Annotated in this window: 20 protein-coding genes and 2 pseudogenes; 19 read left to right on the top strand and 3 right to left on the bottom strand. The window is 65.7% G+C overall.

Going from position 1 to position 25,406, the window contains the following annotated elements; all coding sequences use genetic code 11:
• Positions 1 to 17 precede the first annotated feature (17 nt).
• The gene (locus VSR34_RS08500) at positions 18 to 605 is read left to right on the top strand and encodes a LysE family translocator (RefSeq protein ID WP_028209895.1); all 588 of its coding nucleotides are present in this window, start codon (positions 18 to 20) and stop codon (positions 603 to 605) included.
• 25 nt (positions 606 to 630) lie between these two features.
• Here the strand turns inward: VSR34_RS08500 and VSR34_RS08495 are convergent, their stop codons facing one another.
• Positions 631 to 1,458, bottom strand: coding sequence for an AraC family transcriptional regulator (locus tag VSR34_RS08495; RefSeq protein WP_028209896.1), 828 nt, complete (start codon positions 1,456 to 1,458; stop codon positions 631 to 633).
• A 248-nt stretch (positions 1,459 to 1,706) separates the two neighbouring features.
• On the opposite strand from VSR34_RS08495, the gene VSR34_RS08490 reads away from it, so the two are divergent.
• The 5 genes from VSR34_RS08490 to VSR34_RS08470 are packed head-to-tail and all read left to right on the top strand — an operon-like array spanning position 1,707 to position 6,827.
• Complete coding sequence (locus tag VSR34_RS08490) at positions 1,707 to 4,076, top strand: HAMP domain-containing protein (RefSeq protein ID WP_342962316.1); 2,370 nt, start codon at positions 1,707 to 1,709, stop codon at positions 4,074 to 4,076.
• Positions 4,077 to 4,079: 3 nt separating this feature from the next.
• Positions 4,080 to 4,850: a methyl-accepting chemotaxis protein gene (locus tag VSR34_RS08485; protein WP_342962315.1), complete on the top strand. Its 771-nt coding sequence runs from the start codon at positions 4,080 to 4,082 to the stop codon at positions 4,848 to 4,850.
• On the top strand, positions 4,847 to 5,380 hold the full coding sequence (locus VSR34_RS08480) for a hypothetical protein (RefSeq protein WP_028209899.1): 534 nt from the start codon (positions 4,847 to 4,849) through the stop codon (positions 5,378 to 5,380). The genes VSR34_RS08485 and VSR34_RS08480 overlap by 4 nt, the downstream gene beginning before the upstream one ends.
• A 54-nt stretch (positions 5,381 to 5,434) precedes the next feature.
• A complete protein-coding gene (locus VSR34_RS08475) occupies positions 5,435 to 6,421 on the top strand; it encodes a chemotaxis protein CheX (RefSeq protein WP_342962314.1) in 987 nt (328 codons plus the stop codon).
• 40 nt (positions 6,422 to 6,461) lie between these two features.
• Entirely contained in the window at positions 6,462 to 6,827 is a 366-nt protein-coding gene (locus tag VSR34_RS08470) for a response regulator (protein WP_028209901.1), read from the top strand.
• A gap of 606 nt (positions 6,828 to 7,433) precedes the next feature.
• Here VSR34_RS08470 and VSR34_RS08465 read toward each other — a convergent pair.
• Positions 7,434 to 9,749 (bottom strand): FdhF/YdeP family oxidoreductase, encoded by a 2,316-nt coding sequence (locus VSR34_RS08465; protein WP_342962313.1) that lies wholly within the window; start codon positions 9,747 to 9,749, stop codon positions 7,434 to 7,436.
• Positions 9,750 to 9,938: 189 nt separating this feature from the next.
• Between VSR34_RS08465 and VSR34_RS08460 the strand changes: the two genes are divergently transcribed.
• The 9 genes and pseudogenes from VSR34_RS08460 to VSR34_RS08420 all read left to right on the top strand — a co-directional run bounded on the left by VSR34_RS08460 (position 9,939) and on the right by VSR34_RS08420 (position 20,321).
• The gene (locus VSR34_RS08460) at positions 9,939 to 11,402 is read left to right on the top strand and encodes a PLP-dependent aminotransferase family protein (RefSeq protein WP_028211179.1); all 1,464 of its coding nucleotides are present in this window, start codon (positions 9,939 to 9,941) and stop codon (positions 11,400 to 11,402) included.
• An 11-nt stretch (positions 11,403 to 11,413) separates the two neighbouring features.
• The gene (locus tag VSR34_RS08455; RefSeq protein ID WP_036044047.1) at positions 11,414 to 11,737 is read left to right on the top strand and encodes a helix-turn-helix transcriptional regulator; all 324 of its coding nucleotides are present in this window, start codon (positions 11,414 to 11,416) and stop codon (positions 11,735 to 11,737) included.
• Between the two features lie 171 nt (positions 11,738 to 11,908).
• A pseudogene (locus VSR34_RS08450) lies at positions 11,909 to 12,850 on the top strand (filamentous hemagglutinin N-terminal domain-containing protein); the annotation flags it as partial.
• Positions 12,851 to 12,941: 91 nt separating this feature from the next.
• A pseudogene (locus VSR34_RS08445) lies at positions 12,942 to 14,417 on the top strand (ShlB/FhaC/HecB family hemolysin secretion/activation protein); the annotation flags it as partial.
• A 183-nt stretch (positions 14,418 to 14,600) separates the two neighbouring features.
• Positions 14,601 to 15,530: a LysR family transcriptional regulator gene (locus VSR34_RS08440; RefSeq protein ID WP_028211176.1), complete on the top strand. Its 930-nt coding sequence runs from the start codon at positions 14,601 to 14,603 to the stop codon at positions 15,528 to 15,530.
• A gap of 90 nt (positions 15,531 to 15,620) precedes the next feature.
• Positions 15,621 to 16,046: a MarR family transcriptional regulator gene (locus VSR34_RS08435; protein WP_028211175.1), complete on the top strand. Its 426-nt coding sequence runs from the start codon at positions 15,621 to 15,623 to the stop codon at positions 16,044 to 16,046.
• Positions 16,047 to 16,124: 78 nt separating this feature from the next.
• Complete coding sequence (locus VSR34_RS08430; protein WP_342962312.1) at positions 16,125 to 17,210, top strand: HlyD family secretion protein; 1,086 nt, start codon at positions 16,125 to 16,127, stop codon at positions 17,208 to 17,210.
• A 28-nt stretch (positions 17,211 to 17,238) separates the two neighbouring features.
• The gene (locus VSR34_RS08425) at positions 17,239 to 18,840 is read left to right on the top strand and encodes a DHA2 family efflux MFS transporter permease subunit (protein ID WP_342962351.1); all 1,602 of its coding nucleotides are present in this window, start codon (positions 17,239 to 17,241) and stop codon (positions 18,838 to 18,840) included.
• Positions 18,841 to 18,848: 8 nt separating this feature from the next.
• Positions 18,849 to 20,321 carry an efflux transporter outer membrane subunit gene (locus VSR34_RS08420; RefSeq protein ID WP_342962311.1) on the top strand — a complete coding sequence of 491 codons (1,473 nt, stop codon included), beginning with the start codon at positions 18,849 to 18,851 and terminating at the stop codon, positions 20,319 to 20,321.
• A 29-nt stretch (positions 20,322 to 20,350) separates the two neighbouring features.
• Here the strand turns inward: VSR34_RS08420 and VSR34_RS08415 are convergent, their stop codons facing one another.
• A complete protein-coding gene (locus VSR34_RS08415) occupies positions 20,351 to 21,286 on the bottom strand; it encodes an AraC family transcriptional regulator (RefSeq protein ID WP_342962310.1) in 936 nt (311 codons plus the stop codon).
• Positions 21,287 to 21,438: 152 nt separating this feature from the next.
• On the opposite strand from VSR34_RS08415, the gene VSR34_RS08410 reads away from it, so the two are divergent.
• The 4 genes from VSR34_RS08410 to VSR34_RS08395 all read left to right on the top strand — a co-directional run bounded on the left by VSR34_RS08410 (position 21,439) and on the right by VSR34_RS08395 (position 25,317).
• Positions 21,439 to 21,981, top strand: a complete 543-nt coding sequence (locus VSR34_RS08410; protein WP_028229748.1) for a carboxymuconolactone decarboxylase family protein — start codon at positions 21,439 to 21,441, stop codon at positions 21,979 to 21,981.
• A gap of 146 nt (positions 21,982 to 22,127) precedes the next feature.
• A complete protein-coding gene (locus tag VSR34_RS08405; protein ID WP_028229749.1) occupies positions 22,128 to 23,312 on the top strand; it encodes a thiolase family protein in 1,185 nt (394 codons plus the stop codon).
• A gap of 53 nt (positions 23,313 to 23,365) precedes the next feature.
• Positions 23,366 to 23,800: a MarR family winged helix-turn-helix transcriptional regulator gene (locus tag VSR34_RS08400; protein WP_028229750.1), complete on the top strand. Its 435-nt coding sequence runs from the start codon at positions 23,366 to 23,368 to the stop codon at positions 23,798 to 23,800.
• Between the two features lie 170 nt (positions 23,801 to 23,970).
• Positions 23,971 to 25,317 (top strand): TAXI family TRAP transporter solute-binding subunit, encoded by a 1,347-nt coding sequence (locus VSR34_RS08395; RefSeq protein WP_342962309.1) that lies wholly within the window; start codon positions 23,971 to 23,973, stop codon positions 25,315 to 25,317.
• The last annotated feature ends 89 nt before the right edge of the window (positions 25,318 to 25,406 follow it).

Below are 25,406 nucleotides of genomic sequence, written 5' to 3'. Positions count from 1 at the left end.
GGCGTAGCGAGGAAACCGTGAGCACTGCCTTGTCGATGGCCGCCTTCGCGCTGGCCACTTCCATCACCCCTGGACCCGTGAACATCGTTGCGCTGAGCGCGGGCGCACGCTTTGGGCTGCGCGCGAGCCTGCGCCACGTGACCGGCGCGACAGTGGGCTTCGCGCTGCTCCTGCTGCTGATCGGCCTCGGCATGCACGAGTTGCTCGCGCGCTGGCCGTTCCTCACGCGTGCAATCGAATGGGCGGGCGTGGCCTTCCTGCTGTACGTCGCATACCGGCTCGCCGCCGACGATGGCCGCATCGATTCCGCGAGCGCGTCGCGCGGCCCGTCGCTCGTGATCGGCGCGACGATGCAATGGCTCAACCCCAAGGCGTGGCTCGCCTCGGTGGCGGGCATGGGCTTGTATGCGGCTTCCGGCGAGAAGGCGCTCGTCTGGCAGTTCGCCGCGATCTATTTTGTCGTGTGTTATCTGTCGATTGCGTGCTGGGCCTGGGCGGGCGCTTCGCTGCGGCAGGCCTTGCGTGAGCCGGCGCGCGTGCGCTTCGTGAACCGCACGATGGCAGCGCTGCTCGCGGGGAGTGCGATCTGGTTGTTGTTTGCCTGAAGCCGCTGCGTGCGCGGTAGTCGCGCTAGCCCCGATATTGCCCGGGCGTGGCAGCGACGAACTGGCGAAATGCGCGCTGCAAATGCGCCTGATCGGCGAAGCCGGCCTGCGCCGCGACATCCGCAATGGCGTGCCCGCGACGCAGTTGCGCGCGGCTGAACTCGATGCGCCGGTTCACCACATACGCGTGCGGCGTCATGCCGTACTGCTCGCGAAACGCACGGATCAGGTAGGAAGGCGAGAGATCGGCGGCTGCGCAGATCTCTTCGAGCTTGAGCGCGCGCGTGTAGTTGCCGTCGATGAATTCGGCTGCGCGCGCAAGGCGCTGGTTCGGTTCGCGCACGCTGACCGGTGCGGGATTGAGGCACTGCTGAAGCTTCGTGAAATACGTCACGACGGCGCATTCCTTGCGCAACGCCGGCTCATCCGCATCGACAAGCAGTTCGTATAGCGCGTTGAGGCCTTCGAACAGGTCGGGCCGCCACGTCAAGGTTTGTGCGAACGGGCGAAACCCTTCTTCCGCTCCGAAACCGAGATCGTGCTGCAGTTTCGCGAGCCACGCAGTGTCGAGATAAAACATGCGATAGGCCCAGGGCTCGTCCGCGGCCGGATTGCACGCGTGCACGACTTCCGGATTGATGACCACCACCGCGCCCGCGCTCACGTGCGAGAGCGTGCTCCCATTGAGGTAGGTGCTGCGGCCGCCCGTGACCGCGCCGATCGAGAACGTGCTGTGTGCGTGACGGCCGTAGCGGACCTTGCGGCCGTCCGAGATCGCGCGCACTTCGATGAACGGCAGGTCTGCATCGCGCCAGAAGTACGGTTGCGTGTCGGGCGTTGCGGCTGGTGGCATGGGAAACCTCGGGAATCATGCGGCGCGGGGTGTTCCATATTAGCGTATGGCGGGAAAGTCCCCGTTCAGCGCAAAACCGCGTATGCCTGTCAAGTGTGGTGTAACGCACAGCGCCTCCCGCCGATTTATGGATGGTCATCATTTCGTCATACCTGAGCGCCGATAATCCACCGCGAATAAATTAGCCGACGTGTCCCGAGCCGCGCAGCCATAGCGCGACCGGGTGACGAAGGCTCGGGGATTCCTACATGACCATTCGTCACCGCATCACGCTACTCATCGTCCTGATGTTCGTCGCGTTGTCCGCCATCGGCGGTTACGCGGCCTACCAGGCCCGCCGCAGCGCCACCGATGTCCGCCAGGTCACCCAGGGCGTCGTGCCTAGCGCACTCGCTTCCTCCGACCTCGTGTCGCTCGTCAAGGACGTGCAGCTCGCCACCATGACGCTCGTCTACGCACCCGACGCCACGGTTGCGTCGCTCGCGCAAAACGAGCTCAAGGAGAAGGAAGCCGCGTTGCGCGCCGCGCTCGACGTGCAGCGCAAGGCCGCCGCGAGCCACGCGCAGGAAGGCCTGGTCTCGCAGGCGCAGGAAAGTATCGCGAACTACTTCTCGGCCATCGACGACACCGCGAAGATGAAGGCGAGCGGCAAGAACGAACTTGCCCAGGCCTATCTCTTCGCGAACGTCGCGCAATACCGCGACGAACTCGAAGGCATCGTCACGACGATGCGCGTGGAAAAGAACCGCCAGAAGGATGACGCGATCCGCACGCTCAACGAGACGCTCGACACCACGACGAGCGCCATCGCGGCCGTGACGGGCGGCGCGGTGCTGCTGCTCACGCTGATCGGCGCGCTGCTCTATCGCCAGATCACGCGGCCGCTCTCGCGCATGCAAGCCATGATGAGCGAGATCGCGTCGAACCAGGACTTCACGCGCCGCGTGCCCGTGGGCCGCATGGACGAGATCGGCCATTCGATCGTCGCCTTCAACGGCATGATCGAGAAGATCCAGCAGAGCTCCGCGCAGCTCAAGCGCAAGACCGCCGATATCCAGGCAATGCTGCAGAACATGCAGCAGGGCATTCTCACGGTGGTGGAAGGCGCGACGATTCACAACGAATATTCGGCGTATCTGGAGGCAATCTTCGAGACGAACGAGATTGCGGGGCGTCCGCTCATGGACCTCGTGTTCTCGCATTCGGATCTCGACGCCGACACCCTCGCGCAAATCGACGCGGCCGTGCACGCGTGCCTTGGCGAAGACGACGTGAACTTCGCGTTCAACCAGCACCTGCTCGTGAACGAGATCACGCGCACGCTGCCCGATGGCCGCGCGAAGGTGCTCGACCTGAGCTGGTCGGCGATCACCGACGAAAACGACGTGGTCGTGCGCCTCATGCTGTGCGTGCGCGACGTGACCGAACTGCGCGAACTCGCCGCCGAAGCCGGCGAGCAAAAGCGCCGCCTCGAAATGATCGGCGAGATTCTCGCGGTCAGCGAAGAGAAGTTCCACCACTTCGTGGAAAGCTCGACGAGCTTCATCCACGAGAACGAGCACATCATTCGCCAGCACGACTGCGCGGACATGGGCGCGATCGCCGCGCTGTTCCGCAACATGCACACGATCAAGGGCAACGCGCGCACGTACAGCCTTCAGCATCTCACGGGCGTCGTGCACGAAGTCGAGCAGCGCTACGACGCGCTGCGCCGCGAAGACGCCGATCACTCGTGGGACCAGCAGGCGCTCATCGCCGATCTGGAGCGCGTGAAGTCGGCGCTCGAGCACTATGCGAACATCAACGAAGTCAGTCTCGGGCGCGGCGCGCGTGCGGCTGGCGCGCAGAACGGCGCCGCGAACCTCACCGTCGCGCGCGAAGCGATAGAACAGACGCTGCGCATCGTCGATCAACCCGACGACGACGATTTGCCCGCGCTGCGTGCGATGCGCGCCGAACTGCGCAACACGCTGCGCGCCATCGGCACCGAGCGCGTAGCCGATGCGCTCGCGGGCGTGGTTGCCTCGCTGCCCTCGCTTGCGCAGGAGCTCGGCAAGGCCGAGCCGGCAGTGCAGATCGAGGACAACGGCTATCGCCTGCGCAGCGAGGCCGCCGGCACGGTGAAGAACGTGTTCATGCATTTGCTGCGCAACTCGCTCGATCACGGCATTGAAATGCCGGCGCAACGCCGCGCGATCGGCAAGGACGAGTCGGGCCACATCGACATCGATGTGACCATGCAAGACGGCGCGATGCAGATCACGCTCGCCGACGACGGCCGCGGTCTCGCGCTCGCGCGCATTCGCAGCATCGCCGTGGAGCGCGGCTGGCTTCAGGCGTACGAACCGGCCAGCGACGAGACGATCGCGGCGTTCATCTTCCGCCCCGGCTTTTCGACGGCAACGGACGTGACCGAGGTATCGGGCCGCGGCGTGGGCATGGACGCCGTGCGCGATTTCCTCGAACGCGAGGGCGGCACAATCGAACTGCGTTTCACCGACGACCGTGCGGGCGCCGACTACCGGCATTTCCAGACCCTCGTGCGTCTGCCCGGGCAGTGGGCGGTGAAAACGGCAGATGCAACGCAGGCAAAGCAAGAGGAAGCGCTGGCAAGCTAGCGCATGGCGGGGGTTGCAGTGGTCTTACCGTATTTGATTGAAGGCGCGGCGCTGATTGTGCCGATTGCGCTCGCAGCTGGTGCGGCCGCGGTGTGGCACAAGCGCACGCAAACGCAGGCGCGAGACGCGGCGCTCGCGCGGGACGCGGCGCACGCCGCCGCGCTCGCACAGGCCGAAGCGCGCCACGCGGCGCAGCAGCAAGAAGCCGCGCGCGAACAGGGCACGCTGGCCGCGCAGATCGAATCGCTGCGCGCGGAGCTCGCCCAGCGCAAGTCCGTGGCGGACGCGCTCGAAGCGGCGCTCGAAGGCGAACGCGCGCTTCGCGACGAAGCCATGCAGCGCGCGGGGCGTATCGCGAGCGAGGCTTCGCGGCTCAAGCTCATGTCCTCGACGTTCGAGCGCTGGCACGAACAGATGATCTCGCTGATGGCGCAGAACAGCGACATGCACAAGAAGAACCATGAGCTCTCGTCGATCGTGAGCCACGTGCTGATCGTTTCGCTGAACGCGTCCATCGAAGCGGCGCGCGCGGGCGCGGCGGGCCGCGGGTTCTCGATCGTGGCCGGTGAAGTGCGCGCGCTCGCCACGCGTTCTCAGGAGCTTTCGAAGAGCTATCGCGACAGCCTGAACCGCAACGACCTCATCACGGCCGCGACGTTCCAGGACATCCAGGCGGGCGGCAAGATGATTTCCGCGACGCTCGCGAGCGTCGAGGCCTCGTCGCAACAGCTTCATGCGCAGCTCGAAGCGACGCGCGCCGGGGCCCAGGCATGATCGGCCCGCACGCCAGGGACAGCATCGAGCGCATATTTTTCGCGGCGGCGCGCACGCGGCTCGTGACCGACTCGCAGCACAGCTGCGAGATCGTGCCGCGCGCGGGCGAAGGGCCCCAGGGCGAGCGCCTGGTGGTACTGACGATTTCGTCGATGCAGTTCCGCCTGCTGCTGCTCCTGCATTTCGAAGATGACGAACGCACGCAGCGCTACTACGTGGGCGACGCGACGCGCGAGCTCACCGAATGCTTCATGGAGTTCGGCAACCTGTGCTGCGGGTCGATGAACCAGCAATTGGTCGAGCACTTCCCAGACCTCGGCATGTCCACGCCCTACGCGCTCAGCAGCGGATGCTTGCCGTATCTGCGTGAACTGAAGCCGGATTATGTGCAGTCCTATGCGCTGACGATCGATCATGACATTCGGCTCGGCGCGACGCTTTGCGTTTGCACGCAGGCGCCGATCGATTTCGTGGCGAGCAGCACCGCCATCGAGGCACACGACAGTGCGGGCGAACTCGAATTGTTTTGAGCGCGCACCGCGCGCGGCAATGAAAACAGGCAGTCGAAAGCAGAGAAGGGAAACATGAACGCGAACAAGCCAGTCAGCAAGCTGCTGCTGCTGGAAAGCGACACGGCGCGCGCCGAGGCGATTGCGCAGATTGGGGCCGCGCATGAGTGTGCGTGCGTGCCGGTGCGGCGAGAAGCGCTCACCGCGGCATTGAAGACGCACTACGACCTGGGCGGCGTGCTGCTCGGCGAAGACTTCGGCGGCTCGCGCGAAGCCGCGGCGGCCGTGGCCGTCGCGCTCGAAGCCGAGCGCCCGGAGTTGCCGATCGTGTTGCGGCGCGCATCGACCGGGCGCGTCGACGAACTGCCCGAACCGCTGCGCCGGGTGCCGTGCGGAAGCTGGTTCGAGAGCGAACCGGAAGCGTTGAGTTCGGCGCTCGAAGCGCATGTGTTCTCGCACGACTACCCGGACCCGCTCGTGGACGGTATCACCGACATGACGCTCGGGCGCCTGCGAGGCCTCTTTCCCGATCTCGAGTTGAACTGGGACACGCCGGGCATCGTGCGCGACCGCATCATTTTCGGCGAAGTGCTCACGCTCATTCCGATCGAGACTGCGTGGTGCCGCGGCTGGCTGCTGATGCAAACCGAGGAGATGCCGCTGATCGAGCTGCTGCCGCCGCGAGCGGGGCGCGACGAATCCAGCGACTTCCGCGACGTGAACGGCGTCCTCGCCGAACTTACGAATCTCGTGTGGGGCGCGTTTCGCAACCGTTATCTGGGCAACGCGCGCGCCGCCGACGAAGCGGGCTGGGGCCGTGCGCAGGTGCAGGTGCCGCTGCTCATCAATCATCGGCGGCGCTATTTGTCGTTTGGCTCCGACAATCCGCAGCTGTGCATCAAGTACCGGCTCACGTGTCCGGCTACGGGCCGCGAAGTGGTGATCGACCAGCGGTTCGTGTTCAGCCTCGGCTGGTCGCGCGAAGGCTTTGACGAGACGGCCGCGCAGGCCGCGGCCGCAGCCGTTGAAGAACAGGCCAGCGGCGAGCTCGAATTATTTTGATCAAGTACGCGCCAAATGCGGCGCGATGGAGATGAACGAGATGGCAAAGATCCTGGTGGTGGACGATTCGAGCACGGTGCGCGACGAAGTGGCCGGCTTTCTGCGCAAGAACGGGCTGGACGTGGACACGGCGGTGGACGGCAAGGACGGCCTTGCGAAGCTGCGCTCGAACCCGGGCGTCAAGCTCGTGGTGAGCGACGTGAACATGCCGAACATGGACGGTCTTACGATGGTCGAGAAGATTCGCAGCGAGCTGGCAAATACGGCCGTGAACGTGGTGATGCTGACCACGGAAAGCAGCCCGGCGATGAAGGAGCGCGGCAAGGCAGCCGGCGTGCGTGGGTGGATCGTGAAGCCTTTCAAGGGCGAAGCGGTGCTGGAGACGTTTCGCAAGCTTGCTGGCTGATCAGCTTCGCTGGGTGTTGCTGTTTTGGGGTTTTCCTGATTCGCGGCGGTATGCAAGCGTTGCCCCTGTGCGGGGCGGCACCTACTTTTCTTTGCCGCGGCAAAGAAAAGTAGGCAAAAGAAAGCCGCTCACACCGCCAGCGCCAGCCACCATTCACCTCTCGCCGTAGATGGTGAATGGCTCCGGAGCGTCCGTCACCACTCGCCCACAAACGGAGTGACAAGGCGCTCATCCTTCCGGCGGCGCTCCGCGCCCCGAAGGGCATAACGAAAAAAAAACATTGGCGTGCGTGCGTTTTCGCGACACTTGCCATGCCCCTCTGTTTCCCATGCAGACCCTTCCGCAGCGCGCGTAGCGAGCGGCGGGATGAATGAGTGCCTTGTCACTGGCTTTGAAGGTGCGAGGTGACAGACGCTCCGGAGCCATTCACCCATTACGGCGAGAGGTGAATGGTGGCAGGCATTGGCGGTGTGAGCGGCTTTCTTTTGCCTACTTTTCTTTGCCGCGGCAAAGAAAAGTAGGTGCCGCCCCGCACAGGGGCAACGCCTGCATACCGCCGCGAAATCAAGAAACGGCCAAAGCGAAAAAAACCAGAAGGCCAACGAATCAACCGGCGACGGCCACCCCCATAGCCGCGCTCAGCAAAACCGGAATCGACTTCGAAGTAGGCGTCCCGGCGCCATCGGCGATGGACGAAAGCGGCACGAGCGGATTCGTTTCCGGATAGTACGCGCCGAGACAGCCGCGAGGAATGTCGTACTCCACGAGCATGAAGTCGTCGACTCGGCGTTCAACACCATCGTCCCACACGCTCGTGATATCCACGCGCTGGCCCGGCTCGAAGCCGAGCATCGTGATGTCCTCGCGGTTCGCGAACAATACGCGGCGCAAGCCATACACGCCGCGATAGCGGTCGTCGAGGCCGTAGATCGTTGTGTTGTACTGATCGTGCGAGCGCGTGGTCATGAGCGTCATCAGGCGCGGGCCGTGCTCGGCGCGCGCGCGGTGAATCGGCGTATCGAGTGCGATGGCATGCACGACGAACTGCGCCTTCCCGCTGGGCGTTTTCCACACGCGTTCGCGCGAGGCCACACCCAGGTGAAAGCCGCCCGGCTGCTTCAGGCGCTCGTTGTAGTTCTCGAAACCGTCGAAGACCTTCTCGATCCCGTCGCGAATCTTCGCGTAATCGGCGGCGAGGGCGAGCCAGTCCACCTTCTCGCTGCCGAGCGTCGCGTGCGCCATGCGCCCGACGATCGCGATCTCCGAAAGCAGGTTCGTCGAAGCGGGCCGGTTCATACCGTACGAGATGTGCACCATGCTCATCGAGTCCTCGACGCTCACACCTTGCGGCACGCCGTTCTGCACATCGATTTCCGTGCGACCGAGCGTGGGCAGAATCAGCGCGTCGCGGCCGTGGACCAGATGGCTGCGATTGAGCTTCGTGGTCACGTGCACCGTCAGCGCGCAGGCGCGCATGGCCTCCCACGTGCGCGGCGTGTCGGGCGTGGCGATCGAGAAGTTGCCGCCCAGGCCGATGAACACCTTCACGCGGCCTTCGAGCATCGCATGGATCGTTTCCACGACGTCGTAGCCGTGCTCGCGCGGCGGCTCGAAATCGTAGGCCTTGCCGAGACGGTCGAGAAACGCCTGCGTCGGCTTTTCCTCGATGCCCACCGTGCGGTCGCCCTGCACGTTCGAATGGCCGCGCACCGGGCACAGACCCGCACCACGGCGGCCGATGTTCCCGCGCATCATCATGAGGTTCGAGAGCAGCTGGATCGTCGCCACCGAATTCTTGTGCTGCGTGAGACCCATGCCCCACGTCGAGATCACGGCGCGGCCCTTCGCATAGATGTCTGCGAGCTTGAGCACGTCTTCGATCGGCACGCCCGCTTCGGCCATGATCGTGTCCCACGATTCGGCGCGCAGATCGGCGGCGAAGGCCTCGAAGCCAACCGTGTGCCGAGCGATGAAATCGACATCGAGCACGCGTTCCGTGCCGTTGGCGAGCGCAGCATCGTCGAGTTCGATCACGCGCTTTGCCACGCCCTTGATGAGCGCGAAGTCGCCGCCCACGCGCGGGCGGATGAATACGGAGCTGATCTGCATGCCGTTCGGCGAGAGCATGTCGAGCGTATGCTGCGGACTCGCGAAGCGTTCGAGCCCGCGTTCCTTGAGCGGGTTGATCGAGACGATGGTCGCGCCGCGCTTCGCGCATTCGCGCAGCTCGCCGAGCATGCGCGGGTGGTTCGTCGCCGGGTTCTGGCCGAAGATCAGGAGCGTATCCGCGTGCTCGAAATCGTCGAGCGTGACCGTCCCCTTGCCGATGCCCACCGTGCCCGGCAGGCCACGGCTCGTGGCCTCGTGGCACATGTTCGAGCAGTCGGGGAAGTTATTCGTGCCGTACATGCGCACGAAGAGCTGATACAGGAATGCCGCCTCGTTGCTCGCGCGGCCCGACGTATAGAACGCGGCGCGGTTCGGATCGTCGAGCGCCTTGAGGTGCCTCGCGATCAGCTTGAACGCATCGTCCCATTCGATCGGCACGTAGCGCTCCTGCTGCGCGTCGTAGACGAGCGGATCGGTCAGGCGGCCATGCTGCTCCAGTTCGTAGTCCGATTGCGCCATCAGCTCGCTGACCGTGTGCTCCTGGAAAAACCGGGGTGTCACGCGCTTGCTCGTCGCCTCCGCCGCCACGGCCTTGACGCCGTTTTCGCAGAACTCGAAAGTCGAAGCGTGCTCGCGGTCGGGCCACGCGCAGCCGGGGCAGTCGAAGCCGTCGGGCTGGTTCTGCTTGAGCAGCGTGCGGTAATTGCCGCCCGTCACCTTTTCCTTGATGAGGTTGATGGCGACCTGCTTGAGCGCGCCCCAGCCGGCGGCGGGATGGTGGTACGGCTCGATGCGACCTTGCGGCTTCTTCATGATGCGGTGGTTTTTTCGATTGGCGAGGGCGGTCTGCCCGATGAGTCAAGGCTACTGTGTTCCTGTACTCCGGGAGATCACAGAAAAACCGAAAGACAAGGGGTACAGTTGCGGCGTTTTGCCATAGACTTGCGAGGATCGCCAACGCTTGCGTGGCCTCCTTTTCCGCCTGATGAACGCAACCCGGACATGAACCGCTACGAGCAACTCGCAGACGACATCGAAGCCGCCGTTCGGCGCGGCGTGTTCGGCCCCGGCGAGCGCGTGCTCTCGGTGCGTCGCGCGAGCCAGCAGCACGGCGTGAGCATCAAGACGGTGCTGCGCGCCTATGCGTTGCTGGAGAGCCGCAGCGTGATCGAATCGCGCCCGCAATCGGGCTATTTCGTGCGTGCGCGCGTGGGCGCGCCGCAAGGCCGCGGTGCGAGCGATGCGCAACACACGTCCGGCGCCACCGTCGCCAAGCCGCGCCGCGCGAGCGCACCGAGGCAGCCGGTGCCCGCCAACGTCGACGTGAGCCGCCTCGTCCTCTCCACGCTGCGCAGCATCGGCGCGCAGGACGCCGTGCCGCTCGGCTCGCCGTACCCGGACCCGGCGTTGTTCCCCTGGCGGCGCATCAACCAGTACGCGAACGCCATTGCCCGCCGCCATGCGAGCTGGAACCTCATCGACGACCTGCCGCCCGGCAACCCGGAGCTGATCCGCCAGATCGCGAGGCGTTACGCGGAAAACGGAGTGAGCGTCGACCCCGAGGAGATCGTCGTTACCGTGGGTGCAACCGAGGCGATCAACCTGAGCCTGCAGGCCGTGGCGAAGCCCGGCGACACGGTGGCCGTGGAGTCGCCCACCTACTACGCGATGCTGCACGCCATCGAGCGTCTGGGCATGCGCGCCATCGAAGTCAGCACGCACGCGGACACCGGCATCGACCTCGACGCACTCGAGCGCGTGCTCGCGCGCCAGAAGGTGGCGGCCTGCATGGTGATGCCGAACTTCCAGAATCCGCTGGGCTTTCGCATGCCCGATGCGCACAAGGCGCGGCTCGTGGCGATTGCCGAGGCGCACGACCTGCCCGTGATCGAAAACGACGTCTATCAGGAGCTGTATTTCGGTCAGACGCGGCCTTCCACGCTCAAGCAGTTCGATACGCGCGGGCTCGTGCTGCACTGCGCCTCGTTTTCGAAGAGTCTTTCGGCGTCGTACCGTATTGGCTGGGCGTTGCCGGGGCGTTACCGCGCGCAGGTCGAGAAGCTCAAGTTCCTCAACACGCTCACGACGCCCTCCGTTCCCCAGGTGGCGCTCGCCGATTACCTGCGCCACGATGGCTACGACCGGCATCTGCGCCGCGTGCGGCGCTTCTACCGGCAACAGGCGCGCCTCATGCGGGCGATGGTGGAGCGCTTCTTCCCGGCGGGCACGCGCACATCGGAGCCCCAGGGCGGCTACGTGCTGTGGGTGGAATTGCCGCCGCGCGTCGATTCGATGCGGCTCTATCATGCGGCGCTCGCGCAAGGCATCACCATCGGGCCCGGCTATATGTTCTCGATGCGCAACGAGTATCACCATTACATCCGGCTGAATTACAGCTACCCATGGAATGCGCAGACCGAAGCCGCGCTCAAGACGCTAGGCGAGATGGTCGCGAAGATGGCATGAGGAGACAGACGATGAACGCAGACAAACCGCACGACGGCGAAGCGGACGACGCAGGCGTCGATCCGGTGCTGGTTGCGGTGCTCGAGCAGTTGTGGCGTGCTGAGTGCGAGAAGCACGGCCAGCCTGAACGCCAGGGGCGGGCATGGTCCTTCGCGAAACTCTCGAAGCAGGCCGGCGTGCCGATGAGCGGACTGCGCAGGCAACTCACCGCGCTCGTGGACAGCGGTCTCGTCGTGACGACCCAGGCTGAGGATGGGACGGGCAGGGCGAGTTTGTCGGATGAAGGCCGCGCGTTTTGTGCGGAGGTGTTTGGGGCGGGCGAGGGCGAGGCGTAGTGCGAGGCTTTGCTTGCTCAAAACCTGACGCTGCCGTTGTGCGCTCACCACACGATTCATGCGGAATGCGTCAGTTTCATTCGGACAATTCCTAAAGTTTCTCTGTAATCCTCACTTTGACAATTTTTGACGTGTATTGAGATACGCGTCTGGCCAGAATCGCCCGACCGAATGCAATGTTGGGCGAAGATGAACAAGAACTACAGACTGGTGTTCAGCCGAGTGCGCAACATGCTCGTCGCGGTCGAAGAGCGCGCGACGGTATGCGGCAAACGGGGAAGCGGCGAAGCCGCCGTGGCGGCGACCGCGTTGTTGCTGGGCGGGGCACCGCTGTCGGCGCTCGCGCAGATCGTGCCTTCGGGCGCACATGCGCCCGGCGTCATCAGCAGCGCGAATGGCTTGCCGCAGGTGAACGTCAACCGGCCCAGCGGCGCCGGCGTGTCTATGAACACCTATTCGCAATTCGACGTCCAGCAACGCGGCGCCATTCTCAACAATTCGCCGACGATCACCGGCACGCAGCTCGGCGGTCAGATCAACGGCAATCCTAACTATGCACCGGGCCAGTCGGCGCGGATCATCGTCAACCAGGTCAACGGCGCCAACCCCTCGCAGCTCAACGGCTTTCTCGAGGTCGCGGGTCAGCGGGCGACGGTCGTGCTCGCGAATCCGTCCGGAATTTCCGTCAATGGCGGCGGATTCATCAATACGTCGCGCGCCGTCCTGACGACGGGCGTGCCGCTTCTCGACGCCAGCGGCGCGCTCACCGGCTACAACGTCACGGGCGGCAACATCACCGTGCAGGGCGCGGGGTTCGATGCGTCGAACGTGGATCAGGTGGACCTGATCGCCAGAGCCGTGAGGGTCAACGCCGCGATCTACGCGAACAGCCTGCATGTCGTTGCCGGTGCGAACAGCGTCAACCACGACACGCTCGCGGCCACTCCGATCGCCGGGGACGGCGTGCCGTCTTCTGTGTCGATCGACGTGAGCCAGCTGGGCGGCATGTACGCCGGGAAAATCCTTCTGGCCAGTAACGAGCATGGGGTGGGTGTTTCGAATGAAGGCGTGATTGCCGCGCAGGCGGGCGACTTCACGCTCAACGCCGACGGCCGGATCACGCTCTCGGGCAAGACTACCGCGAGCGGCAACGTCATTCTCAACTCGAATACGGGTATCACGAACAACGGGACGACCTACGCCCACGCTCCCCGATTCTGCACGCAAACACCGCGCGTCCGCATTGCCACAAGACCCGTTCGCCTTCGCGCTCGAATGGCTCGACCACTACAAGGGCCAATGCATCGGCAAGGCGGGGATCGACGTGCTCGTAAAGGGCCTGCAACAGGCAATCCTCTCACGCGGCTATATCACCACGCGTGCGCTACTACCCGAGCAGGACCTGTCATCGGGTACGCTGCGGCTCGCGCTCGTTCCTGGCGTCGTCCGTCAGGTGAAGCTTGCCGATCCGTCGATGTGGGGGACGTGGAAGTCCGCCTTTCCGACGCGCAGCGGCGACCTGTTGAACCTGCGCGATCTCGAGCAGGGTTTGGAGCAGATGAAGCGCATCGCCAGCCAGGACGCCGACATGCAGATCGAGCCAACGGACACGCCTGGCGAGAGTGACGTGGTTGTGACCGTAAAGCGCAGGAAGCCGTGGACGTTCGTTGCCTCGGTAGACAACGCCGGCGCCGACGCCACCGGCAAGTGGCAAGGCAATGTGAGCCTTGGCATCGACAACCCGCTCGGGCTGAACGATATCTTCACGGTCGGCGCGAACCAGGACCTCTCGTTCGGCAACAAGTCGCTCGGCTCGCACGGCTTCAACGGCTCGTACTCGATCCCCTGGGGCTACTGGGCCGCCACGCTGTCGGGTAACACGAACACCTACTACCAACCCATTGCGGGAACGGGTGGCGATCTATTCGTTGCCAGCGGCAATTCGCAAACGGCGACGTTGCGGCTCGCGCGCGTGATCTCCCGCGGCCAGAACGACGTGAGCGGTGTCTGGTTCCAGTTATCGAAGCGCTTCGGCGACAGCTTCATGGATGATGCGGCGATCCCGACGCAGGCGCGCAACAACACGTTCATCGAGCTTGGCCTGACCAACCGCCACTACTTTGCCGCGGCGCAGTTCGACGGCACGCTCGCCTACCGCCAGGGCGTTGGCGGTTTCGGCGCGACGCCGGACCCGTACCCGAACGGCCCCACCTACCGCTTCCACATGGCGGTGCTCGACGCGAACCTCTCGGTGCCGTTCGCCATCGGCGGGCAGCGTTTCGCCTACGTGGGAACCGCCCACGGCCAGTTCACCAACGACACGCTGTTCTTTATCGATGACCTGAGCATTGGCAGTCGCTACACCGTGCGCGGCTTCGACGGCAACACGATGCTCGCGGCCGAGCGAGGCTTTTACTGGCGCAACGAGCTGCATTGGCCCGTGTTCCAGACGGGGCAGACGCTCTACGCGGGCATCGACTACGGCCATGTGTTCGGGCCGGGCACGGCGTTCCTCGCAGGCACCCAGCTCGCCGGCGCGGTGATCGGCATCCGTGGGGGCGTACCGGCGAAGTATGCGGGCTTCAGCTATGACCTGTTCGTCGGGACGCCCATCTACAAGCCCGGCGGATTCCCGACCGCGCGATTCACGGTCGGCGTACAGGCCACCGCGCAGTTCTGACGATACGGCCGGGCAACAGCATGACGCGGTTGCCGCGGCGCATGTCGGCATCGCGCCGGTGTTTCATCGTGCAGCGCGATGCCGCTGCGCAGGGGCATCGAGCAAAACGCCGTCGATCGTCGTGCACGGGCCGGTCTCATTTCGCGGTGTTAAGCTACACGAACCCCATTCGCCCTCAGGACCATGGACTACATCGACAGCCTGCGGATCTTCCGCTCCGTCGTCGAGGCGCGCAGCTTCACACGCGCCGCGGACATGCACAGCGTCACCACGCCCGTGGTATCCCGCGCGATCGCGAGGCTCGAAAAACGTTTCGGCAACCGGCTCTTTCATCGCAGCACGCGCGCAGTGTCGCTCACCGAGGCCGCCGAGCGCTTCTATGAAGGCTGCTGCCGCGTGCTCGACGACCTCGACGCACTAGAGGCCGATGCCACCGTGCAAACCCGCGAAGCGAGCGGCGTGCTGCGTCTGGTCGCGCACACCACGGCCACCGTCAACCGTCTCGTGCCGCTCATCGCGAGTTTCAAGCGCGCGCATCCGAAGGTGACGCTCGACGTGACGCTCACCGAGCGCCCCGTCGACCTGATCGCGGACGGCTACGACCTCGGCCTCGTGCTGCCGTTCATGCTCAACAACGAGTCCACGGTCACGCGCCTGCTCGAGCGCATTCCGCTCGCGCTCGTCACGACGCCCGCCTGGCTCGCCACGCATCCCATGCCGAAGCATCCCGCCGATCTCGCCGGGCATATGTTCGTCCCGACGCTGGTGTCCATGCGCAAGCCCTCCATCACGTTTCGCGCGGGCGACGAGGAAATCGTCGTACCAATGCGCCACGAGATCACCTCGAACAACCCCGAGTTCAATCTCGCGATGGTGCTGGAAGGCTTCGGCATCGGCATCGTGCCCACAGCGCTCGCGCGGGACGAACTCAAATCGGGTAGGCTCGTGACGCTGCTCGACGACTACCCCATCGTCGACATGAAGATCGAGATTCGGCTCGCCTACACCACACGCACACTTTTGCCGGCGAAGGTCCGCGCGTTCATCGACCACGCAACCGCGTTCTTCGACAACGTGGCGCATGAAGCGCCCGTCAAATCGAAGGTGAAATGAAAGGAATGGGGTGATTGTTGTCGGTTCGGCCATAATGTGATGCCACGCATGAGCCTTGTTCGAAGTTCGATTGCCGTCTAGTCTGTGCATATGCACAGCTACCAGTCACCCGAACACGACGATTGCTTTGCCGTTCGCCAGGCCGCGCGGCATCTGTCGCAGCTATACGAGCGGCATCTGAGCGCGGCGGGGCTCACGCCCACGCAGTACAGCATTCTGGGCGCGCTCGGCCGGGCATCGAATCTCACGATGGCGGAGCTGGCGCGCTCGATGGTGATGGAGCGGACCACGCTCGTGCGCGCTTTGCGGCCCCTTCTGCGCGGCGAGCTCGTGGCCGATTCGCCGGACAGCGGCGAGCGGCGCCGCCGCCTCGCGCTCACGCAGGCGGGCCGCGCGCGGCTCGATGCGGCGCACGGGCACTGGCGCGCGGCGCAGGACGAGTTCGAGCGCCGCTTCGGGTCGCAACGCGCCGCGTGGCTGCGCCGCGAGCTGTTTCGCATCACACGGGCCGTCTAGCTTTTTGCAGGTTGCGTCGCGAATTCGATACTGCGGCGTTTTTTTGTCTTAATCAGTGCATATACACAGGTAAACGACATGTCGAGTCCTTCCACTCCCGTTGCGGGCGAACCGGCTCAGGCGCGCGAGCGCTCGCGCATTTCGCGCATGCAACTCGCGCTGGGCGCGGTTGCGCTCGTTCTGGCCGCCGCGGCCGGCTACTGGTTTTTCGTGCTGCGTTTCGTCGAAAGCACCGACGACGCCTACGTGGGCGGCAACGTCACGGTCATGGCGCCGCGGGTGAGCGGCTTCGTCTCCGATATTCCCGTGCAGGACAACCAGCGCGTGCACGCGGGCCAGGTGTTGCTGAGGCTCGATTCGCGCGACTACGACGCGAAGCTTGCTCAGGCCAATGCCGAGCTGGCGAGCGCGCGGGCCGCCGTCGACGAGTTGCAGGCGAAGCGCGCCCTGCAGGAAGCCGTGATCAACCAGCACCAGGCCGAAGTGCGCGCCTCGAATGCCGAACTCACGCGCAGTGGCCAGGACCAGACGCGCTACCGCGCGCTGGTGAAGGACGACGCGGTGTCGAGCCAGCTGGTCGAGCGCGCGGACTCCGACTACGCGAAGGCCCAGGCCTCGGTCGCGCAAAGCGGCGCGGCGGTGCTGGCGGCGCAGCGCCAGCTCGATGTGCTCGCCGCGCAGGTCAACGATGCGCAGGCGCGTGTCGCGACAGCAGAGGCCAACCAGCGCCTGGCACAGCTAAACGTCGAATACACGACGCTGACTGCCCCGGTGGACGGCTATATCGGCAACCGGACGGCGCGTGTCGGCACGCTTGCCAACGTGGGCGCACCGCTACTTACCGTGGTGCCCGCGACGGGTCTCTGGGTGGATGCGAACTTCAAGGAAGACCAGTTGAAGAAGATGCATGCGGGCGACCGCGCCGACGTCACGCTCGACGCAGCCACCGGCACGCTGCACGGCACCGTGGAGAGCCTGGCGCCGGCCACGGGCGCGACCTTCAGCGTGCTGCCGCCCGAGAACGCCACGGGCAACTTCACGAAGATCGTGCAGCGCGTGCCGGTGCGCATTCGTCTTGACGCCCCGGTGCCGCCGGGCCTGGAAGACGCGCTGCGGCCCGGTCTTTCGGCGACCGTGAAAGTGCATCTCGCGCCAGCGCATTGATGAGGCCACTGCGATGAACACCACCGCGATGAACGCGACCACGACGAGCGCAATATCGAACCCCGACGAGCCGCTCGCTCCGCATCTGCAGCCGATCGCGCAACGCGCCTTCGCGTTCGCGCTGATGTGCATCGGCTTTTTCATGGCTACGCTGGACATCCAGATCGTCGCTTCGTCGCTGCGTGACATCGGCGGGGGGCTTTCCGCGAGCCAGGACGAACTTTCGTGGGTGCAGACCGCCTACCTGATCGCCGAGATCATGGTGATTCCCATGTCGGGCTGGCTCTCCAAGGTGTTCTCCACGCGCTGGCTCTTCGTCGCCTCCGCGGTGGGCTTCACGGTGACGAGCATGCTGTGCGGTCTCGCCTGGGACATCAACTCGATGATCGTGTTTCGCGGCCTCCAGGGGGCGCTCGGCGCGGCGATGATCCCCACCGTTTTCACCACCGCTTTCGTGCTCTTTCCGGGCAAGCAACGTCTCGTTGCGTCGACAACGATCGGCGCGCTCGCTTCGCTCGCACCCACGCTCGGTCCCGTGATCGGCGGGTGGATCACCGATCAATGGTCGTGGCACTGGCTCTTCTATCTGAATCTCGTGCCGGGCATCGCGGTGGCGGCGCTGGTGCCGAAGTACGTGAATATCGACAAGCCCGATCTCTCCCTGCTCAAGCGTGGCGATTATCTCGGCATCGCGCTCATGTGCGGCTTTCTCGGCTGCCTCGAATACGTGCTGGAGGAAGGTCCGCGCAAGAACTGGTTCGGCGACGACGTGATCGTCGCGTGTACCTGGATTTCGGCGATCTGCGGCTTTCTCTTCATCGTGCATGCGCTCACGGCGAAGGAACCCATCGTCGATCTGCGCGCGCTGCTCGTGCGCAATTTCGGCATTGGCAGCCTGCTCTCGTTCGTAACCGGCATCGGCATTTTCGTGGCCGTCTATCTCACGCCGCTCTTTCTCGCCGAAGTGCGCGGCTACAGCTCGCTGCAAATCGGCTTGTCGCTGCTTTCCGTGGGCGTGTTCCAGTTGCTCGCGCTCGGCGTCTATGCCTTCGCCACACGCTATTTCAGCATGCGCGCGCTGCTGCTGTTCGGCCTCGTCTGCTTTGGCCTTGGCTGCTATCTGTACGTGCCGCTCACGCACGACTGGGGCTGGCAGCAATTCCTCGTGCCGCAGGCGCTGCGCGGCATTGGCCAGCAGTTCGCCATTCCGCCCATCGTGACGATGTCGCTAGGCTCGCTGCCGCCCTCGCGGCTCAAGTCGGCCAGCGGCCTCTTCAACCTCATGCGCAATCTGGGCGGCGCGATCGGCATTGCGGTGAGCGCGACGATGCTCAACGACCGGCTCAACTTCCACTATCTGCGCCTGAACGAAAGCGTGACCGAAGGCGTGCCGCAGGTGCAGTTGCTGCTCGCGGGCCGCACCGCGTACTGGTCGTCGGTGGCGGGCAACGCGGTCGATGCCGCCGAAGCCGGGCTCGCGCAACTGCATGCGCTGGTGCTGCGCGAGGCGCTCGTGATGACGTTTTCCGACACGTTCTACCTGCTCTCGCTTTGCTTCGTGGTCGCCATTGCGTGCGTGGCGTTTTCGAAACCGATCTCGCTCGGCGGCCCGCCGCCCGACGCACATTGAGGTGCTTCATGCAAACCCCGCACACCCCTGAACGCTCGTCGAACCCCATGCGCCTCGTACTCTCGATGCTTTCTGCCGCCGTGCTGGCGGCCTGCGCGGTGCAGCCCGCGCAGCACCCGGATCTGCCCGCCACGGTCCACGAAACGGCGCCAGCGGCGTGGCGCATCGACGCGCCGCGCAACGCCATCGAAGCGCGCGCCTGGTGGGCGCAGTTCGGCGATCCGACGCTCGACGCGCTGCTCGCCACGGTGCTCGAAGGCAACCTCGATCTGCAGGCCGCCGCCGAGCGCGTGAAGCAGGCGCAATCGATCACCACGCAAAAGCATGCGGCGTTGCTGCCGCAACTCGATTTCACGGCACAAGCCACCTACAGGCGGCAGAACACGCCGCCGCCGCTCGGCTACGTGAAGGAAGCAGGCGCGGGGCTCGCGCTGAGCTGGTCGCCGGACGTGTTCGGCGGCGAGCGGCTCGACCTGCTGGCGGCGCAGGCGAACCTCGTCGGCCAGAAGCATGCGCTCGATGCGGTGCGCCTCGCGCTGGCCGCGGATACGGCCTCGGCGTATGTCGATCTGCGCTATGCACAGGCGGAACTGAAGATCCTTCAGGACAACCTGGAGATTCGCAAGCGCACCTTGCTGCTCACGCAAGACCGCCTGAAATACGGTCTTTCCACGCAACTCGACGTGGCGCGCGCCCAAACACAGCTGAGCGAACTGCAAGCGCGCATCCCGCGTGCGCAGTCGAGCATCGATCATCAGTTGAATCTGATCGCGGTATACACCGGGCGCACACCGGAGAACGTCGCCCAGCTCGCGCTCGCGCAGGCCGCGCCCATTCCCGGCGTGCCTGCGAGCGTGCCGCAGACGCTGCCCTCGGAAGCGCTGCTGCGCCGCCCCGACGTGCAGGCCGCTTACGCCACTGTCCAGCAGTGCGCGGCGGAAGTGGGCGTGGCGCGCGCGGAGCGCTATCCGAAGTTCACGCTCAATCTCACGGACGGCATTCTCGCGGCGTCGTATCTCGGCATGCCCACGCTCACGGACAACCTCTTCAGCGCGGCGATCGGTGCGACGAGCCCGATCTTCAACGCGGGCCGCATCACGGCCGAGATCGACCAGAGCGAGAGCCGCATGCGCGAATCGCAGCTGAATCTTCAGCAGACGATGCTGCAGGCGTTGCGCGAAGTGGAGGACAGCCGCAGCGACCTCGTGAGCACGGCGGGGCAGACGCAGCAGCTCAACGACGCGCTGGCTTCGTCGGCGCAATCGCTCAAGCTCGCCAACCAGCTCTACAAGGGCGGGGCCACGGACTTTCTCGACGTGCTGAGCGCGCAGCAAACCTTGCTCGCCGATCAGGACCTGCTCAACGACGCGCAGCGCGAGCATGCGCTCGCGGCGGTCGCGCTCTACCGGTCGCTGGGCGGCGGATGGAGCCAGAGCGGCGACGTGGTGCTGGCGCAAGACGCGCCCGCGCATGGGGGCTGACCGCCATGCTGGAAGCGACGACCTTGGCTTCAGGCGCCCGGCGCCGTCTCGCGCGCAAGCGAGCGCCACTGCGCGGGCGTCATGCCGACATGGCGCTTAAAGCCGCGCTGGAACGCGGCGTCCGACTGGTAGCCCACGAATTCGCCGATCTCGGCCACGCTCTGGTTGCCTTGCGCGAGCATGCGGCCCGCGAGCGTCATGCGGATATCGGTGAGCACTTCGGCGGCGGAGCGCCCGATGGCGTCGTCGAAATGCCGCGCGAAAGTGGCGCGCGACATGTGGCAAAGCTGCGCCAGCTCGGGCAGCGTCCACGGCTTGCCGGGCGCTTCGAACATGGCGTCGATGGCGGGTTGCAGGCGCGGGCGCTGCGCGAGCGCGAGCAGGCCGCGCGGCGGGGCGTCGCCGGCGCTCGCATAGCGCAGCGTGAGGCCAAAGAGCGCGCCCGAGAGATGGTTCACGAGCGACTCGCTGCCCGGCGCCGCCTCATACGCTTCGTCGCGCAGAAGCGCGATCAGGCGCACGAGCCGCTCGGGGGCTTGCGCGCCGTCGCGCGCGCTGTGTACGACGAGGCGCTCGGGCAGGTTCTCGCGCAGCAGGCGTTGCGGCACGGCGGGCAGCAGGAAGCTGCCGCACAGCACGTCGGCGCTTGCGCCGTCGCCCGTATTGGTATCCAGGGCGACGCCGTTCTCCATGCGCCGATCGACGGCCGCGGGCGCCGCGCCGCTGCCGTCGTGCAGCACGTGCGCGCTGCCGGAAGGAAACAGCACGATGTCGCCGGCATGCAGCGCGAGGGGCGGCCCATGGGCGTCTTCCACGATCGCGCGCCCCTCGAGCAGCACGTGGTAGCGGATCTCGCGCGGCCCCGTGCCGGGCTGGTCGATGCGCCAGGGCGCGCCGAAATGGCAGCGCACGTCGAGGCGCCCGGCAACGGGCATCAGCGCGAGAAGACGACTCAGCAGATCCATGATGGGCAGGTGAGACGATCGAGCATGAAGACGCGCCATTCTGGCATTAAAAGCGCAGCGATGCGCGACTAGACTGCGTCCATGCCATCGACGATGGCACCGCGATGCCGACACCCATACGCGAACCCACGCAACGTTCAAAGGAGCAGAACATGTCCCGTCTTTCCGCCATCAAGCCTGAAGCCGCCACCGGCGCCGCCGCCGAGATCTTCGCGAAGATCCACAAGGCCGTGGGCAAGGTCCCCAACGCGTACGCCACCATCGGCACGCATAGCCCCGAAGCGCTCGGCGCGTTGCTTTCCGTCGAGGCCGTGATCGGCGCGGGCACACTTTCGAAGTCCGACCTCGAAGCGATCAAGCTCGCGGTGAGCGAAGCGGCCGGCTGTGACTACTGTGTTGCCGCGCACACCCTGATGGGCAAGTTCGCGGGCCTGACGCCGGAAGCCATGAAGGCGGTTCGCGCGGGCGAGCCGAGCGGCGATGCGAAGCGCGACGCGCTCGTGCGTTTCGTGCGCGTGCTCGTGACCACGCAGGGCACGCTGCTGGAAGGGGAGGTGAACGCGATTCGCGAGGCGGGCTACACGGAACGCCAGATCGTCGAAATCGCGCTCGCGGTGACGTCGATCACGTTCACGAATCTCGTGAACCGCATCAACGACACGGAAGTCGATTTCCCAGCCGCCCCGGCAATTTGATGGTTTTTCAACGCGCCCGGCGTGCGCCGACGACATCGATCGTGCCAGCGCACGCGAGCGCCTCTTCCACAAAACCGGTTGAAAGTGTGCATATGCATACATAGAATCGAATCGTGGACATCAAAGGAGAAGTGACGATGACTAAACTGAGCACGCGCGAAATCGTTCTATGCCAGCCGGTGCGCACGGCGATCGGCGGTTACAACGGCGGGTTCAAGGGCATTCCCGCCACGGAGCTTGGCGCGGCGGCGGTGCGCGAAACGCTCGCGCGCGCGAAGCTCGATCCGGCCCGGCTCGGCTCCGTGGTGCTCGGCAACGTGATCCAGGCGGGCAACAAGATGAATCCCGCGCGCCAGGCGGAACTGGGCGGCGGCGTGCCGGTGCAGGTGCCCGCGCTCACCGTCAATCGCGTGTGCGGCTCGGGCGCGCAGGCGGTCGCGAGCGCGGCGCAGGAAGTGATGCTGGGCCTCGCCGACGTCGCGCTCGCGGGCGGCATGGAGAACATGGACCGCGCGCCTTACCTGCTGGACGGCGGCCGCTGGGGCTACCGCATGGGCAACGCCGAGATTCACGACAGCATGCTGCGTGACGGTCTCGTCGATGCCTTTTCGGGCCAGCATTCGGGCTGGCATACCGAAGACCTCGTGACGCAGGCCGCGCTCACGCGCGAGGAGCAGGACAGCTGGGCCGCGCGTTCGCAGCAGCGCTTCGCGGCCGCGCAAGCGGCGGGGCGTTTCAAGGAAGAAATCGTCGCGGTGGAGGTGAAGGGCAAGAAGGGCATGGAGCGCATCGACACCGACGAAGCGCCGCGCCCCGACACGACGCTCGAAGGGCTCGCCAGGCTGCGTCCCGCGTTTCGCCCGGACGGCACGATCACGGCGGGCAATGCGCCGGGCCTGAACAGCGCGGCGAGCGCGATGCTCGTGGCCGAGCGCGGCTTCGCCGAAGCCGAGGGCCTGGCGCCGATGGTGAAGCTCGTGGCGTGGGGCGTGGCGGCCGTGGAGCCGGGCCTGTTCGGCCTCGGTCCCGTGCCCGCCGTGCAGCTCGCGTTGCGGCGCGCGGGCTGGTCCCTCGGCGACGTGGATCGCTTCGAGATCAACGAGGCCTTCGCGGCGGTGCCCCTCGCGGTCATGAAGCAACTGGGCATCCCCGACGACATCGTGAACGTGGAGGGCGGCGCGATCGCGCATGGCCATCCGATCGGCGCGACGGGCGCGATCCTGACGACGCGCCTTGCGTGGTCGATGCAGCGCGACGGGCTGCGCCGCGGCGTCGTGACGCTTTGCATCGGCGGCGGCCAGGGTATCGCGCTCGCCCTCGAGAAAGTATGATGCGCGAGCCGCCTCTGGCGGCTCGAACGAGGAGCGAAGCGGAAATGACGACGATGACGAAGCGCATAACGCGCGAGGAATGCAACTGTTTTGCGCTGCGCCAGGCGGCGCGCTTCGTCACGCAGCTCTACGAGCGCCACCTTTCGCAGGCCGACGTGACCGCCGCGCAGTTCACGATCCTCTCGCGCCTCGCGAACCGGCCCGACGCCACGGCCGCCGAACTCTCCGACGACCTCGTGATGGACCGCACCACGCTCGTGCGTGCGTTGCAGCCGCTGCAGCGCGATGGCCTCGTGCTCACGGCGGCGGCCGAACACGACACGCGCACGCTCGTTTACCGGCTGTCGGCGGCGGGCGCGCGCCGCTACGAGAAGGCGCATGCGCTGTGGCTCGACGCGCAGGCCGAGTTCGAGCAGCACATGAAGCGCGACCGCGCGAAGGCGCTGCGCGCCGAACTGTTCGCGCTCACGAAGGCCGCAGGCGGCTGAAGCCGGCCACCAGACGACCTGCGTCCATCGGGCGTTCACCAGTCCACCACAGAAGCTCACCACACAAGCTCCCTACAGAAGCTCACCAGACAAGGCGGCCAGATCAGTCATCAGATCTGTCGCGAAAATGGCATCATGGGATCTCCAGCAGTCTGACTGAATGCCGCCCCATGAGACGACATCGACCGCCGCCGCCCAATTTCCTGCGAGACCACGCGCACCCGGCCTGGCGCGATATCGTCATGACTGCGCTGCCGGTGGCGGCGTTCTGCGCGGCGGTCATCGGCGTGGTGTTCTGGCTCGTCGACCCGGCGCCGCCCCATACGATCACGATCAGCGCCGGGCCCGCCGACAGCTCGTTCATGCAAATGGCCGAGGCCTACCGCACGATCCTCGCGCGCAACGGCGTGAAGCTCAGGATCCTCGAATCGGACGGCTCGGTGCAGAACCTGCAGCGCCTGCTCGATCCCAAGGAACGCGTGGACCTCGCGTTCGTGCAGGGCGGCGTGGCCGAGGGCATGGACACGCACTCGCTCATGTCGCTCGGCAGCGTGGCCTATGTGCCCATCGTCGTGTTCTATCACGGCTCGGGTCTCACGCGGCTCGCCCAGCTCGACGGCATGCGCATCGCCATTGGGCGCGTCGGCAGCGGCACGCGCGAACTCGCGCTCAAGCTGCTCGCCGCGAACGGCCTCGACCCGGGCGGCGACTCCACCTTCCTCCCGCTCGACGGCATGGAAGCCGCCACGGCGCTCGTCTCAGGCAGGGTGGAAGCCGCCATGCTGAGCGGCGACTCCACCACGCGCGGGTTGATGCTGCGTCTGCTCGACATCCCCGGCATCTCGGTGATGAGCTTCGATGAAGCGTCCGCCTATACACGGCTCTTTCCCTTTCTCGAGAACATCGACCTGCCGCCCGGCGTGCTCGACCTGCGCCGGCGCCAGCCGCCCGAAACGGTGCATCTGATCGGTCCGACCGTGCAACTGGTGGCGCGCGACACGCTGCATCCCGCGCTTTCCGATTTGCTCATCGAGGCGGCGGGCGAGGTGAACGGCAAGCCCGGACTCATGCAGCGCGAGGGCGAGTTTCCGAGCCCGGCCGTGCACGACTTTCGCATCAGCGAGGACGCCACGCGCTACTACAAGTCGGGCAAGAGCTTTCTTTATCGCGCGCTGCCGTTCTGGCTCGCGAGCGTGACGGACCGCCTTCTCGTGCTGCTGTTGCCGCTGGCGGTGCTGGTGATTCCGGCGTTGCGCGCCATACCCGCGCTGTATCGATGGCGCGTGCGTTCGCGCATCTATCGCTACTACGGCGCGCTCATCGCCATCGAGCGCGACGCGCTCAAGCACAAGAGCGAAGAACAGCGGCGCGCGCTCCTCGAAGAGCTCGACGAGATCGAACGCTCGCTCAACACCTTGCGCATGCCGCTCGCCTATGCCGATGCGTTCTACGTGCTGCGCGAGCACGTGGGATTCGTGCGCATGCATTTGAGCGCGAGCCCTTCGCACGTACCCTGACCGTCGTCAATGACCTCCGTTGTTATCTAACGAACGCGCCACACCTTATTCGGGCACAATCAGGCCACGGCGACGGGGCTGTCTCGCCC

Source organism: Paraburkholderia sp. JHI2823 (assembly GCF_038900695.1).
Lineage (GTDB): Bacteria > Pseudomonadota > Gammaproteobacteria > Burkholderiales > Burkholderiaceae > Paraburkholderia > Paraburkholderia mimosarum.
The sequence above is the reverse complement of the archived record's forward strand: the minus strand, read 5'-3'. Positions and strand labels throughout refer to the sequence as shown.